This window comes from Dolichospermum flos-aquae CCAP 1403/13F, from assembly GCF_012516395.1.
Taxonomy (GTDB): Bacteria; Cyanobacteriota; Cyanobacteriia; order Cyanobacteriales; family Nostocaceae; genus Dolichospermum; species Dolichospermum lemmermannii.
Genome location: NZ_CP051206.1, coordinates 1040577 through 1056600 on the forward strand (window position 1 = coordinate 1040577; position 16024 = coordinate 1056600).

Here is a 16024-nt window from a genome sequence, read left to right on the forward strand (position 1 = left end):
ATACACACATCCTGACCCAGAGATGTTATCATGAGATTGATAAGGAAGAACTATCTTGCAATAATAAAACGACAAGATCCCCGACTTCTTAAAGAAGTCGGGGATCTGATTGATTCAAAATCATGGGTTTTACGTTAAGTTGACACCATTAAGCATTGCTAAACCCCTACCGGGAGAATCAAATAATTAAGCCGTGTTGAGTATAACTTTCCAATTGCATATATGTCATATACGTGACTCTAAGTGTGTGTCACAAAAAGATTATTTATAACTTAAAGATCACGGTTGTGTTTATAAATAACACATCTTACCATCATATACATATTTAACCTGTTTGGATAAGAATTTGTAAAGGTTTACCACTGCTCAACAGTGTCAAGTACCTCCCAGCCAGGGAATTAATTCCCTGTCTAATAGCTCAAGTCGGTTGAAACAGACTATTCTGTCGGTATTTATTCGAGAAATAGGATAATTTTTGATTTCGATGTCATCAGAGACTTGAGCCAGGGAATTAATTCCCTGTCTAATAGCTCAAGTCGGTTAAAACCGACTATTTTAGCGGTATTTATTCGAGAAATAGGATAATTTTTGATTTCGATGTCATCAGAGTACGTTTCAACGTACTTTAGCTATTAGCCTGGAACTTCAGTTCCAGGGCGGGTATGAAAGCTTAGTTACCAAGTGAAAAGGAAAAAAATATGTTTAGCAACTCTTTTCTCCGTCAAACCGCGACAACTATTGTTTTTATTGATGCCTCCGTTTTCGACTATCAGACCCTACAAACAGGAATTGTAGAGGGTGTAGAAGCGGTGATTCTTTCCCCAAATCAAAACGGAATTGAGGAAATTACGGACTTTTTACAACAACATCCCCAAATAACCACCATTCACATCGTTTCCCACGGTTCTCCAGGATGTTTGTATTTAGGCAATGGTCAACTGAATTTAGATAATATCAGTAAATATGCTGATTTATTGCCGCGTTGGCAAAGCGAGAACATTTTACTCTATGGCTGTAATGTCGCTGCGGGGGATGCTGGGGAAGAATTTATTCGCAAGTTACATGAGATTACCAACGCAACCATTAGCGCGTCAGCCACAAAAACGGGAAATGCAGCTTTAGGGGGAAATTGGGAGTTAGAGGTTAATATTCCCGTTACAGATGTAGAGACGTTCCATGGAACGTCTCTACATTATTTGTCGGATATTGTTTTTCGTGCAGACACCCTCAACACCTATCAGGGAGTATTTGCACTTACGTTAGTGGGAGAATGGGACTTTTTAAGCTATGCCTTGGCTGTGACAGTGGTGGGTAACTATGCCTACGCAGTAGGGGATACGTTGGATATTATTGATATTAGCAACCCTGCCCAACCTATTGTTAAGGGAAGTTACAACAAGCTTGATAGTATTTTTTCTTCTTGGTTATCTTATGGTGCTAAAGCTGTGCAAGTAGTAGGTAACTACGCTTATGTAGCTGATTTTTCTTCAGGACTGCAAATAATCGACATCAGCAACCCCACAAACCCAACCCTCAAGAGCAATTATAATACTTCGGGCGCGTCTAGAGGTGTGCAAGTAGTAGGAAACTACGCTTATTTAGCTGATGATAGTCAACTCTTAATAATAGACATCAGCAACCCCACAAACCCAACCCTCAAGGGCTATTATAATACTTCAGGCGGGGCTAAAGATGTGCAAATAGCAGGTAACTATGCCTATCTGGCTACTGGTAATTCAGGATTGCAAATCATCGACATCAGCAATCCGACAACCCCCACCTTCAAGGGCAATTATGATACTTCGGGCGAGGCTTTAGGTGTGCAAATAGTGGGCAACTACGCTTATGTAGCAGATGGTAATTCAGGACTGCAAATCATCGACATCAGCAACCCGACAACCCCCACCTTCAAGGGCAATTATAATACTTCGGGCGAGGCTTTAGGTGTGCAAATAGTGGGCAACTACGCTTATGTAGCAGATGGTAATTCAGGACTGCAAATCATCGACATCAGCAATCCAACAATCCCCATCCTCAAGGGCAATTATGATACTTCTCACTATGCTAGAGATGTGCAAGTAGTAGGTAACTACGCTTATGTAGCGGATGGTGATTCAGGACTGCAAATCATCGACATCAGCAATCCAACAATCCCCACCCTCAACGACAATTATAATATTTCTAACTATGCTGAGGGAGTGCAAGTAGTGGGTAACTACGCTTATGTAGCTGATGAAAGGTCAGGACTGCAAATCATCGACATTAGCAACCCGAAAACCCCCACCCTCAAGAGCAATTATGATACTTCTGGTGAGGCTAGAGGCGTGCAAATAGTAGGTAACTACGCTTATGTTGCTGATGGTTATTCAGGACTGCAAATAATCGACATAAGTAACCCGACAACCCCCACCTTCAAGGGGAATTATGATACTTCCGGCTTTGCTATAAGTGTGCAAGTAGTAGGTAACCACGCCTATGTAGGTGATTGGACTTCAGGACTGCAAATAATCGACATAAGTAACCCGACAGCCCCTACCTTCAAGGGCAATTATAATACTTCTGGCTTGGCTAAAGGCGTGCAAGTAGTAGGAAACTACGCTTATGTAGCTGATTTGTCTTCAGGACTGCAAATCATAGACATCACCAACCCAACAACCCCAACTCTCAAGGGTAATTATAATACTTCTGGCACTGCTTTTGATGTGCAAGTAGTAGATAACTACGTCTATGTAGCTGATGCTGATTCAGGACTGCAAATAATCGACATCAGCAACCCGACAGCCCCCACCTTCAAGGGGAATTATGATACTTCGGGCGAGGCTAGAGGTGTACAAGTAGTAGGCAACTATGCTTATGTTGCTGATTATTATGGACTGCGAATAATCGACATCAGTAACCCTTTAACTCCAACTCTCAAGGGGAATTATGATACTTCTGACCAGCCTGTGGGTGTGCAGGTAGTAGGTAATTACGCTTATGTAGCTGATCGTGAAGGTGGGTTAAAGATTATTGATGTAAGTGACTCGACTATACCAAACCAAGCACCCACCAACTTATTATTTAATGTCGCTTTCACCACAGCTACTAACATTCCTGGGGTGACTAATCCCCATTTCGTAAAGGTAGGAGACTTTAACAGCGACGGAAAACTGGACTTGGCAATAGCAAGCTATGTCAACAACAATGTTTCAGTTCTTTTGGGAACAGGCACAGGCAGCTTTGGTACTGCCACTACTTTTGCTGTGGGGGTTAATCCTGGTTTCATCGCAACGGGGGACTTCAACGGTGATGGAAAACTGGACTTAGCAGTAACAAACTTAAATCAGTTTAGTTCTGCCAATAGTAACATCTCAGTCTTGCTGGGAACAGGCACAGGCGGCTTCGGTACTGCCACTAACGTTGCTGTGGGGGCTAATCCCCTAGGAGTTACAGTAGGAGACTTTAACGGCGACGGAAAACTGGACTTGGCAGTGGCGAACGTTAACAGTGCAAATGTCTCAGTCTTGTTGGGAACAGGCACGGGCAGCTTCGGTACTGCCACTAACTTTGGTGTGGGAGTTAATCCCCTAGGAGTTACAGTAGCCGACTTTAACGGCGACGGAAAACTGGATTTAGCAGTGACGAACGCAAATCCGGGCTTTAATAACGTCTCAATTTTATTAGGAACAGGCACAGGCAGCTTCGGTACTGCCACTAACTTTGCTGTAGGGGCTAGTCCCTATAGCATTGCTGTAGGAGATTTTAACGAAGACGGAAAACTGGACTTGGTAACGACTAACTATTACGACAACAACATCTCAATTCTATTAGGAACAGGCACAGGCAGCTTCGGTACTGCCACCAATTTTGCTCTGGGAGTTAATCCCGGAGGGGTTACAGTAGCAGACTTTAACGGCGACGGAAAACTGGACTTGGCAGTGTCTGGCAGCAATAACATCTCACTGCTGTTGGGAACAGGTACAGGCAGCTTCAGTAGTCCCACTGCATTGACTGTGGGGGCTAATTCCACTAATGCAACTGGAGGAGACTTCAACGGCGACGGAAAACTGGACTTGGTAACTGCAAATGAAAATAATCTCTCAGTCCTGCTGAATCTTACCAGTCCTACCAACATAAATGAAAATGTAGCAGCTAACACAGTCCTTGGCTCTTTCATCACTATTGACCCGGATACAGGTAATACCTTCACCTACAGTCTAGTTACTGGTACAGGTTCAACCGATAACGCATCATTTACCATAGTTGGTAATCAACTCAAAACCAATGCAGTTTTCGACTTTGAAACCAAAAATAGTTATAGCATTAGAGTCAAAACCACAGACCAAGGGGGGTTAAGTTATGAAAAACAATTAGCTATTAATATTAGCAATTTACCTGAATATATTGCGATTGAATCAGTAGGTAATACTAAACTAGTCAAAGACGAATCCAACAACTACTTTACCCAAATTGGAACAAATACCCCAGTCGCTATCAAAAATGGTGGACAACAAATCTCCCAAGATATCTACGGTTCAGGATGGCAAACTATAGCCACAGAAACCGTTAATGGCGATAATCAAGTTCTGTGGAAAAATACTGATGGAAACTTCCTGCATATCTGGCATTTAGATAGTAACTGGAATTGGGTTTCTTCTGAAGGACAATACGCACTAAGTTCTGCTGATGCTTTAACTCAAGAAACTAATTTTGGCATAGATGCAAATGGTGATGGTATTATTGGCTATGCAATTATAGAATCAGCAGGTAATATCACCTTTCTGAAAGATGCAGCCAATAAATACTTTACCCAAATCGGAATAAATACCCCAATTGCTATTAAAAATGGTGGACAACAAATCTCCCAAAATATCTATCCAGGATGGCAAACTCTAGCCGCAGAAACTGTCAGTGTAGTTAATCTAGTAGCAGAAACCGTCAGTGGAGTCAATCAAGTTCTTTGGAAAAATGTGGCTGGAAACTTCCTGCATATCTGGCATTTAGATAGTAACTGGAATTGGGTTTCTTCTGAAGGACAATTCGCATTAAATTCTGCTGATGCTTTAACCCAAGAAACTAAATTTGGCATAGATGCAAATGGTGATGGTGTTATTGGCAGTGGTTACACCGCAATTGAATCAGCAGGTAATACCAAATTTGTTAAAGATGCCACCAACAAATACTTTACCCAAATCGGCACAAATACCCCAATTGCTATCAAAAATGGTGGACAACAAATCTTCCAAGATATCTACACAGGATGGCAAACTTTAGCCGCAGAAACCGTCAATGGAGATAATCAAGTTCTTTGGAAAAACATTTCTGGAAACTTCTTACATATCTGGCATTTAGATAGTAACTGGAATTTGCTTTCTGGTGAAGGACAATACGCACTAAGTTCGGCTGATTCTTTAACTCAAGAAACTAAATTTGGTATAGATGCTAATGGTGATGGCAAAATTGGCTATGCCATTATAGAAGCAAGCGGTAATACCACCTTTCTCAAAGATGCCACCAACAAATACTTTACCCAAATTGGAACAGCTAACCCAACCGCTATCAAAAATGGTGGACAACCAATCTACCAAGATATCTACTCAGGATGGCAAACTATAGCCGCAGAAAACGTTAATGGCGATAATCAAGTTCTTTGGAAAAATACTGATGGAAACTTCCTGCATATCTGGCATTTAGATAGTAACTGGAATTGGGTTTCTTCCGAAGGACAATACGCATTAAATTCTGCTGATGGTTTGGCTAAAGAAACTGTTTTTGGTATAGATGCTAATAGTGATGGTAAAATCGGTAATCCTTCTAGTCTGACTCTGACAGGAACTAGTGGTAACGATATCCTCATCGGTGGCGCAAATAGTGATACCTTCAATGGTGGTTTAGGTAACGATATCCTGTATTTAGGTTTAAATGATAATGCTGTGGATAATGTTAACTATGCTTCTGGTGATGGTACAGACACAGTTTATCAGTTTGTGCGCGGTGTCGGTGGCGGTGGCGATAAACTGAATTTTACAGGTATTGCCAATCTTGATGTGGTTACATTGGGTGCAAATACAGAAGTCCGAATTGGTGATGGTATTGCTGCTAATACTGGTTTTGGCACAGGACAGTTATTGATTACTTTATCAAGTACAAATGGTTTCACTAACGCTGATGTGAATGTTAATTTGTTTGGTAGTAACTTCCTATTTAACTAGTTGGTAATTTATCTACCTAGTACATCACGGCGTAAATAAAGCAACCATATTCAATCGCCAAAAAGCCTACTGTATATTAGTTTTGACTTTTGACTTTTGACTTCCGCCCTGCGGTACTAGTGGTTTGTCCAGCTAAAAATTGTGAGATTGAGGGAAAATAGAGAGGCTATTAACTCTAAACCTCATCCATACAGCACTTTCCGGTGTTATGAGGTACATATCCAGCGGGCAAGACTTGTACTGAGCTTGCGATGCCCTGAGCCTATCGAAGGGTCGAAGTATGCCCGCACTACAAGAGTTTCATAATTCAAGTTTGTACCTCATTAGAGCGAAATATGCTGTAAATAGAAAATTGACAGACCACTAGTCGGTCTTAACCGACTTTAGCTATAAGACAGGGAATTTATTCCCTGGCTTCCTGGCTTACTCCCCATTAATATAATCACCCCATCATGTTTCGCCAAAAAGCGCAAAAACGCCAACCCAAAAAAGAGATTTATGGTATTGACAAACAATTTTAAAAATGTTATCATGAAATTGATAAGGAAGAACTATCTTGCAATAATAATAAAACGACAAGATCCCCGACTTCTTGAAGAAGTCGGGGATATGATTGATGCAAAATCAACCCTTACAGCATGGGGGCAAACTGAGACTTATCAGGTACTTCCGCGTACTCAGCCACAATTTGCCGCAGTTCGTCACCATTAATGGTTTCTTTCTCAATCAACAAATCAACCAAACGGTCTGCGAGACTACGATGATCACGCATGATATTCTTAGCGTTGCTATAGCATTCTTCCACAATCATTCTCACTTGGGCATCAATGCGACAAGCGATCGCTTCGGAATACTCAGAACGGGTTGTCCAGTCACGACCGAGGAACACTTCACCCTGCTGGCTTTCCAGAGATAAAGGACCTAAATCAGACATTCCGAACCGTGTTACCATTTGTCGAGCCATTCCTGATAACTGCTGTAAATCTCCACCAGCACCAGTTGTAACTTCTGCTGCTCCAAAAATTACCTCTTCAGCAGCCCGACCACCTAAAGCCCCTGTAATTCTAGCCTTTAGCTGAGAACGGCTAATTAAACCTTGTTCTTCATTAGGCATAAACCAAGTTAAACCCTGGGCTTGTCCTCTGGGAATCAGAGTCACCTTTTGTACAGGGTCATGGTCTTTGAGTAAAGTCCCGACCAAAGCATGGCCGATTTCATGGTAAGCAATCAGACGCTTACTCTTGCTATCCACCAGGGGAGTACCTTCCATACCAGCAACTACCCGATCAACAGCATCATCAATTTCTAGTAAAGTGATGCCTTCCTTGCGTCTTCTCGCTGTGAGAATCGCGGCTTCGTTGAGGAGGTTAGCTAAATCTGCACCGGTAAATCCAGGAGTCCGGCGAGCGATCGCTTCCAAAGATACGCTAGAATCTAATTTCTTATTTCTAGCATGAACTTGTAATACTTCCAAACGGCCTTTAATATCCGGTGCATCTACAGTTACTTGTCTATCAAAACGACCAGGACGTAATAAAGCGGCATCTAGGACATCAGGACGGTTAGTAGCAGCAATAATAATAATGCCAGTATTGCCTTCAAACCCGTCCATTTCTGTTAATAATTGGTTGAGGGTTTGTTCCCGTTCATCATTCCCACCACCAATACCAGCACCCCGTTGACGACCCACCGCGTCAATTTCATCAATAAAGATAATACAGGGAGCGTTATCTTTCGCTTTCTTAAACAAGTCACGGACACGGGAAGCACCCACACCCACAAACATTTCCACAAATTCCGAACCAGAGATAGAGAAGAAAGGTACACCAGCTTCACCCGCAATGGCTTTTGCCAGTAAAGTTTTACCAGTTCCTGGAGGTCCAACCAACAGCACACCCTTGGGAATGCGAGCGCCCACAGCAGTAAATTTCTCAGGTTGTTTGAGGAAGGTAACAACTTCTTGTAATTCTTCCTTAGCTTCTTCAATTCCGGCCACGTCGTCAAACTTCACCCCTGTTTTCGCTTCCATTTGGAAACGAGCGCGGGACTTGCCGAAATTCATCGCTTGTCCAGGACCACCGGGAAGATTATTAGAACGACGGAACAAAAAGAACAAGCCAGTAATCAATAAAACTGGGAAAATTAAATTACCCAAAAGTCCCCAGATTGCCCCATCATTGCGGATGGGATGGGCATCAAAACTGACTTGCTTTTCTTTGAGCTTTTGAATTAATTCAGGAGCATTCACGGGCAAATCTACCCGCCAGCGTTGGGTGCGATTTTCGATGTCTTGGTCATTAGCTTCGATAATTGCGGTTCTACCACCATCGTATAGATCCACATTGGTAACACGATTTGCATCCAAATATTCCAAAAAGCGCCCATAGGTCATACGGGTATTGGCGGCATTTTTGCCTGTGTCCGCAGGAGCGCCTGCAAAAGCCCCTTGCCAGAAGAAAAAGCCGATTACCAAAGCCAGCACTGACCAAAGTGCTACGACTCTCCAGGAGAATTTCATCTTTAATTTGCCTTTAGATACTAATATGACTGCTTTTGTAACGGATGTTTATAAATCCATTTTGTAGTTTGAGCCATAAAACGTCGGTTTGCTTATGGCAGATTCATGAAGTTTGTCTAGAATCTTAATTAAATTTAACCTAATTCTCATACTAATACCAATTAAAAATTAAAAATTAAAAGTTAAATATTCCCAAAATCAGACCCAGTAAGGATTTGGGGCTAATTTATATTTTGCTATCTCTATTACTAATTTTATGCTGGACTGCACAGGATCACCAAATTCATTTATATTATTTATGCTTCAAAACTTAATACAACGCAGGGGTTACGGAAAATGAACCACGAAGAAGCGAAGAAGCGAAGGTAAGAGTTTTAGAGAGATTTTTCTTGCTGGGTGATAGTGTCATCGCTGATCTTGTAACTAATCATCGTTTAAAATATAGTAGACTGTGCTAAACCCCTACAAATCTAGGTTTTCCCTAATCTTGTAAATCGTATTTTCTCGTGCTTCAATTAGGATTGCTATAATTTCCCAAACATGATATCAACTAAATAGAATTGTGTAGAGGCTTGATTTCAAAGTACATTGCCACCCTGCAAGAAGAGATTGAACATGAAGTACGACGTTTTCATATCACACGCAAGTGACGACAAAGAAGAGGTAGTATTACCTCTTGCAAATTTTTTGAAAGAACATGGTTTAAATGTATGGGTTGATGTACTCGTTCTGCAATTAGGGGATAGCTTACGTAGGAATATTGAGAGAGGCTTGAAAGAATCGAGATTTGGAGTAATTATTCTTAGCCCCAACTTCTTTTCCAGACCTTGGACTCAACGAGAGCTAGATGTACTAGTTTCTCGTGAAGATGATAATGATAAAGTTATCTTACCAATACTACATAACATTTCTCTCCAAGAAGTCCGAGATAGAGTCCCTTTATTAGCTGATAAACTTGCTGTTTCTACTAACCAAGGGCTTGAGTATGTTGCATCCCAAATCATAAATGTTATTACCAACGATGCACAAAGAGAAAACTCTGGGACTTTCAAAAGCATCGTGGTTGGAATTTCAGGTCCAAGCTGTTCTGGAAAAACTTGGTTGGCTCAGAAAATAAGTAGAGTAAGACAAGATAAAGTCACAGTATTTGATCTTGATAGTTATTACAAAGATATCTCTTTTGTTTCATCTTTAGAGCATAGACATGATAATCCAAATTCAATAAACTACGATCAAGCTATAGCTCATCTCGCTGTACTAAAAAATGGACGAGAGGTTAGCATCCCAACTTATGATTTTGAAACACATCAAGTAAATGGTGAAAAAGTATGTAAACCAAATTCTTTGATTATTGTTGAAGGTATCTTTGTCTTCTACAATGAATGGTTAAAGGAACAATTAGACCTTAAAGTTTGGGTCAGCAGCCCTGATGATATCTGTTTAGATCGAAGAATCAGTAGAGATGGACTAGAAAGGGGAAGAACTACGGAGGAAGTATTAACTCGCTACAAGAAGGACGTGCGGACTGGATACCAAAAATACATTAGTCCATTACAAATTCATGCAGACGTAGTTTTTCAAAATACTGGAAGTAATTATGATGAGCAACCAAAGATCATTGATATGATTGTTGGTTATGTTAATATGAAGTTCCGCTTTGACAAAAAAGTATAATACTGCTTATGTACTGGAGTTGAGAGAGCAGTATGGCATTTTTCCCTGACTATACTCTTTCCTCAACGCTCATCATTAGTATAATCCCCCACTCAAAACAGAATCAACTGCTTTCCCACATCACCTTGAGACTCAATAACCGAAAGTAACTCATCTCGTTTTTTAGCGATTAACTCCAAATAATACTTAACCCCACTCGTTGCGTATCCTTGCGGGAGCAAATCCCATATTTAAACATAATGCTGGGATACAGACTGGAAACATCAATTTTGGCAATGTGTTTGTGAAAACCTAGTACAGAAATTACCAATTTTTAACGCCAACCTACTTAGACATCTCCGAAAAATATTGTAGAGCCGAGAATCCCTACCCAGGTCACTTCTCTACAAGGGTTTCAAGTCACGCACATTTAATTCTCACAAGATGTCTAATGATTTACTTACCTTCCGTAATTTTCAAGGTATAAGGTAGGGATTCATTTTCCTTGTAAGAACCAATCCAAATTTGATAAGTACCCGATAGCCATTCCCCAACAATACCAGGGTTTTTACCGTCAAAATCATCATTGCACCAAGTTCCACCGGGTCCTTTAACAATCATGGTGGTATCCGCAGGACTTTGGACTACTAATTTCAGGTAGTCAAATTTACTGGTGAGTTTCACAGTATGGTCTGGTGCTTCATCCATAAATCCTTTACATGGTCCTGTTGGTGGTGTTTCTGCTTTTCCTGCTATTTTGCTCCCCGGTATTGCACCACCACTCATTCCTCTCAATATCAGGGGATCTGAAGATAATGGATGTTGAATAGTCGCATCTCCAAAAATTGGCGAGGCTGTTTGAGCATGAGCCACTGGATTAAACCCGGCTGTAAGGCAGAGTACAACTATGATTCCTCTAGGAAAAGCTGTTTTTGACATTGCAATTAGAGAAGATTCCTAAATACCCTCAAAGACATCAATCTTAGGTCTCAAGTTCCTTTGGAGAAAAGACTTGAGTACCGCAGGAGGAAATTCAAAATTCAAAATTAACGAGAACTCCTACCCATTACCCATGACTTAGGGCTTGCTGCTAATTGCTTGATTTAAACGGGCTTTATCTAAACCAATCTGATTAAGTAGTAACCAAGATTGAATTAAGTCTGGTCCATGTACATCCCCTGTTAATGCTGCTCTGAGCGATCGCATGACTAAGCCTTTTTTCACATTTTCCGATTTCACAACTTGCTTAATAATACTTTGGGCAATATCTGCTGACAACTCTGGCTGACTTTCTAAAGCTGTAATAATTGCTTGCAGTACAGTCTTGACACCTTCTTGCTGTAGTTGTTGACTGCCTTCTTCAGTCAATTCTACCCCATCAGTAAAAAATACTTTGGTCATCTCCACAGCATCCACCAATCGAGTCAAACTAGCAGCAATTAACGCCACTAGCTGCTCTAACCAAGTCCGTTCTCTCCCACCTGTAAACTGACAACCCGCTTTTTCCCAATAAGGGATAAGTAAATCTGTGAGTCGCTCAATTGGCATATTATGGAGATATTGGCTATTCAACCAATCCAATTTATCCCAGTCAAACTTAGCACCAGCTTTATTTACCCGCTCAAAGCCAAAATCCTTAGCTGCTGATTCTAAATCGAATATTTCTTGGGTGGAATCCGCTGGCGACCATCCCAGCAAAGTCATATAATTAACTAAACCTTCCGCAGTAAAGCCCATTTCCTGAAAGTCACAAATGGAAGTTACTCCATCCCGCTTCGATAATTTGCGCCCTTCTTGATTCAAAATCAAAGGTGTATGAGCAAATTCGGGAATCTTCGCCCCCAAAGCTTCATACAACAAAATTTGTTTAGCAGTATTGGCGATATGGTCTTCACCACGAATGACATGACTAATTTGCATATCAATGTCATCCACAACCACCACAAAATTATATAGTGGTTGACCTGTACCATCACTAGCAGCGCGAGCAATGACCATATCACCACCCAAATCGCTACCACGCCAACTCATTTTCCCCCGCACTAAATCATTCCAGACAATTTCCCGGCTGTCGGCGATTTGGAATCGAATTACCGAAGAACGTCCTTGAGCTTCAAATTCAGCCCTTTGTTCTGGGGTGAGGTGACGGTGACGGTTATCATAGCGGGGTGCTTCTCCTCTGGCTTTTTGCCCTTCTCTCAAAGCATCTAATTCCTCAGATGTGGTGTAGCAGCGGTAAGCTAATCCTTGATCTAGTAATTTTTGCACCGCTTCCTTGTAAAGATGGAGGCGTTGAGATTGGAAAAATGGACCTTCATCCCAATTCAATCCTAACCAGCGGAGTCCAGCTAGAATATTATCTGTGTATTCAGGACGCGATCGCTCTAAATCTGTATCTTCGATTCTTAAAATAAACTTGCCATCATGGTGACGAGCAAACAAATAATTAAATACAGCCGTTCTCGCTGTACCAATATGTAAATTTCCCGTAGGACTCGGAGCTATGCGGACTCTGACGGTCACAGTTGATTCTCTCTTTTACAAATCATGATTACACCTACTGAAATTAAAGGTATGAGCATTTTTAATCAACTCGTTATTTAATATTCAGCATTTTAGAACGGGACTGACGGGGCTCGAACCCGCAACTTCCGCCGTGACAGGGCGGTGCTCTAACCAATTGAACTACAGTCCCTCGAGTTCGGTTTGAACTTGCACTCTCTCTATTATGCCTAGTCTTTTTCTATTTGTCAAGTAGTCTGAGAAAAAATATTTTTGCAGGGAATTTGCTCATGGAGAAAGAGAGGAATTTATTCCTCATTTGAGGGCTGAAGCCCTTACTACGAAATCATCTCCAGATTTTTTACATTACTTAATCTACTTTGATTTATTTTCGTCTACTTACTTAGAACCATTATTTTTAAAAGTTAGGTATTTTTAAGCGGCGTAATAATCTAGTCAATGGAGATTCGATTTTCAGCTTAAAGGCTAAAATTTGGGTTTGTTGTAGTCCATTAAAATTATTGTCGCTGATTAAAATTAGTGATGGTTGTCCGTCGGGTAATTTTGCACCCAAGGTCAATCCCTCAATATTATCTAATGATACATCTAAAGTTCGTAGATCTAACAGGAGTTTTTTCTCTACTGGCTTGATTTTATCAGGGTCAACTTTGGCAATGCTGTCAAAATTATGAATGTCTGTGGCGTTTTCTAAGGAAATCTCAAATAGAAAAACTGTAAATCCCAAACCGGTGAAACTTCTTTCTATACTGAGAAAGTTTCCTTGATTATTGAGTGCTAGTAAATCTGGTAAGCCACTGGCAAATTTACCAGTAGGATTAAACAAAGGTGTAACTGGTTCTGTTTGATAGAGAAATTCCCGTTCTGGCTGCTTGGTTAAGAGGTTATATTCTAAAATTCGAGAGGAAGTACCAACACCGGATTTAGCCGCTGGTCCATCTTGAATTAAGGCGTTTTCGGTGGCTGTAAATAAGAATTTTTGATTAGGTGTAATGGTGAGACTTTCAAAGGCTAAGTTGTTACGGATGCCTTTTTGCTTTTGGGAATCTGGCAAAAATTTATCTGGTATGGGTAGGGTACTAATTGTTTTTCCAGAAGCGAGTGCAAATTCTTTAATAAAGGGATTGATAAGTTTGTCTACATCACCTTCAGAGGAAACAAATATGGTATCTTGATTGGTGATAGCAATTCCTTCTGTATCAGTGGTATTGAGAGGGAATGGTTGATTGCTGGTATTTAATAAGTTTGTGACACCTACGGGAATAACATCGTTGTTGGTTAATTTACCTTTGCTGAGGTCAATTGTGAAAGTATAAAAACGAGGTGTTGCTTTTTGCCCTCTGTCATCTGATATTGCATAATATAGGTTATTTCTGACATCATAAGTTATTCCCGATAACCCACCAACTTCGGTTTTTTGGAAAATTAAACCTGTGGGTAATGTAGCTTGGCCAATAAATTCTATACTTTTGATTATTGAAGAGGCAGAAGCGAAATTATTAAACAGAAAACCAATCAGAATTAGTGGAATTATAAAGATGAGAATTAGGGATAGTTTCCGAGGTTTTGGGAGACGTGGCATAGAATAACTGGAGTAAAATTTTTTATAAGGTAATATTACCCGATTCAGCCTCAAAAAAGCTAACTAGCCAATCTTTGACAGTACGGGTGGCGCGACAGTCATCTTCGTTGTAGTCTTGAATGATTGCTAATAAGGTGCGATCGCCTGTTTCTAACCACTTATCATACCAGTAAATACATTTAGCGCCATTGGCTTGTTGTTCACGCCATTCAAATCCTAGCCAACGAGCAATAGTTTTTAAGGCATAACTATCTATTGGTAAAGCCACACTTTGAATTAATTGTTCATAGATATCAATAAACCGATTCAGGATGGGATGAATTTGGGCATAAGGTGTGCGATACAATTTACCAAGGCGTTTGACTGTATCTACTTCATAAGCACAAAAATGATAAATTGGGGCTTGAGGATATTGATTCACTAAATTCAGAAATTGTTGCCAAATTAGTGGTTCTTGTTCGGGTTGTTCCGCTAAAAAAGCATAAAATTGTTCGGTATTAGCGACTCTATCCACAACTAAAACACCTAAAAGATAATTTAAATTTAAATCTGGCTGGGCTTCAATATCAAAATAAAGTTCAATGGGGGCTGTAAAAGTTAGATATTCTAAAGAAAAGGAATCTGCAAGAATTAAGGGTTGCTTGGTGAATACAGATTGGGCTTGAATAACTAATTTAGCAGCTACATTACTATCAAATCCTGTCAAGTTTTCTAAAGTGCTAGGATGGGTCTGTGCCAGTGCTTCCAAAGTAGTAATAGCTAGATTTTGCAGTTGAGTATAGCGAATCGGTGTTACACCTGGTAACAGAGAAAGGTGTTCTTGAGATCTCGCTTTGGCATGACAATAATTATACCAAGGACAAAGACTACATTTTTGCCGAGAAATAAAAATTTCCGGTGCTTCCACCGACTCAATAACTTGAATATATTCCCCTAAAATATCCAACATTTGTGGTGTCCATTTATCTAAATCCACCACATAAGTTTTATCTTTATCCCGCAATATCAGCCCGGCTTTACTGAGAATCACATCCTGAACCGTGGCTAAAACTTGGGCGTGAAAAGCAATAACTACTTGATATTCTTGCTTGGGACGTTTACCCAATTCAATATTAACTGGGACATAGTTCCAATTCCCAAACCGAGATTTTCCCGGCTGTTTGACCAGTAAATCTGGGCGACTCAGCAAAGTATATTTTTCACGGTAGGTAGTTAATATTACACCACGACGAATATAACTCACCCCTTGCTGCATCAGTTCTAGAGTTGATGCTGCTCCTGCTTCCCAATCCCGTGACAGATAATCAGGTTCATAGTAACTTAACTTTTTGACTATTCGCTGATGATGAGCAATTTTGTCCTGTTGTACCTTCAGCACTAACTCATTGGGAATCTCTCGCTGAAGATAATCACCGTGAACATCTAAAAAAGGTCGCCGCTGACAGCGTTGAAATTGTAGTAAAAGTTGAGCATTAATTAACATCCTTTTAAGCTAACAATAATTCAGAAATTACAGGACAGTTAAGAATTGCATTGTGCAGCCAAATACTGTAATCCTGA

At 40.5% G+C, this 16024-nt stretch carries 7 protein-coding genes and 1 tRNA gene; 2 read left to right on the plus strand and 6 right to left on the minus strand.

Annotation, left to right across the window (positions count from 1 at the left end):
- Window positions 1-698: 698 nt before the first annotated feature.
- Entirely contained in the window at window positions 699-6191 is a 5493-nt protein-coding gene (locus HGD76_RS24815) for an FG-GAP-like repeat-containing protein (protein ID WP_210967730.1), read from the plus strand.
- A gap of 631 nt (window positions 6192-6822) precedes the next feature.
- Here the strand turns inward: HGD76_RS24815 and ftsH2 are convergent.
- The gene (gene ftsH2, locus HGD76_RS05395; RefSeq protein ID WP_168695181.1) at window positions 6823-8709 is read right to left on the minus strand and encodes an ATP-dependent zinc metalloprotease FtsH2; all 1887 of its coding nucleotides are present in this window, start codon (window positions 8707-8709) and stop codon (window positions 6823-6825) included.
- Window positions 8710-9324: 615 nt separating this feature from the next.
- On the opposite strand from ftsH2, the gene HGD76_RS05400 reads away from it, so the two are divergent.
- On the plus strand, window positions 9325-10383 hold the full coding sequence (locus HGD76_RS05400) for a TIR domain-containing protein (RefSeq protein ID WP_168695182.1): 1059 nt from the start codon (window positions 9325-9327) through the stop codon (window positions 10381-10383).
- A 435-nt stretch (window positions 10384-10818) separates the two neighbouring features.
- On the opposite strand, the gene HGD76_RS05405 is transcribed toward HGD76_RS05400, so the two are convergent.
- From HGD76_RS05405 to HGD76_RS05425, 5 genes are all read right to left on the minus strand, one after another.
- On the minus strand, window positions 10819-11301 hold the full coding sequence (locus tag HGD76_RS05405; RefSeq protein WP_210967731.1) for a hypothetical protein: 483 nt from the start codon (window positions 11299-11301) through the stop codon (window positions 10819-10821).
- A 138-nt stretch (window positions 11302-11439) separates the two neighbouring features.
- Complete coding sequence (gltX, locus tag HGD76_RS05410) at window positions 11440-12885, minus strand: glutamate--tRNA ligase (RefSeq protein WP_168695183.1); 1446 nt, start codon at window positions 12883-12885, stop codon at window positions 11440-11442.
- A 98-nt stretch (window positions 12886-12983) separates the two neighbouring features.
- A tRNA-Asp gene (locus HGD76_RS05415) sits at window positions 12984-13057 on the minus strand.
- A 225-nt stretch (window positions 13058-13282) separates the two neighbouring features.
- Window positions 13283-14464: an esterase-like activity of phytase family protein gene (locus HGD76_RS05420; RefSeq protein WP_168695184.1), complete on the minus strand. Its 1182-nt coding sequence runs from the start codon at window positions 14462-14464 to the stop codon at window positions 13283-13285.
- A 22-nt stretch (window positions 14465-14486) separates the two neighbouring features.
- A complete protein-coding gene (locus HGD76_RS05425) occupies window positions 14487-15947 on the minus strand; it encodes a TM0106 family RecB-like putative nuclease (RefSeq protein ID WP_168695185.1) in 1461 nt (486 codons plus the stop codon).
- Window positions 15948-16024: the final 77 nt, after the last annotated feature.

Excerpts from the sequence above, each read along its gene's own strand:
- HGD76_RS05400 (WP_168695182.1), top strand. The coding sequence starts at position 9,325 with ATGAAGTACGACGTTTTCATATCACACGCAAGTGACGACAAAGAAGAG.
- HGD76_RS05425 (WP_168695185.1), bottom strand. The coding sequence starts at position 15,947 with ATGTTAATTAATGCTCAACTTTTACTACAATTTCAACGCTGTCAGCGG.
- ftsH2 (WP_168695181.1), bottom strand. The coding sequence starts at position 8,709 with ATGAAATTCTCCTGGAGAGTCGTAGCACTTTGGTCAGTGCTGGCTTTG.
- HGD76_RS05405 (WP_210967731.1), bottom strand. The coding sequence starts at position 11,301 with ATGTCAAAAACAGCTTTTCCTAGAGGAATCATAGTTGTACTCTGCCTT.
- HGD76_RS24815 (WP_210967730.1), top strand. The coding sequence starts at position 699 with ATGTTTAGCAACTCTTTTCTCCGTCAAACCGCGACAACTATTGTTTTT.
- HGD76_RS05420 (WP_168695184.1), bottom strand. The coding sequence starts at position 14,464 with ATGCCACGTCTCCCAAAACCTCGGAAACTATCCCTAATTCTCATCTTT.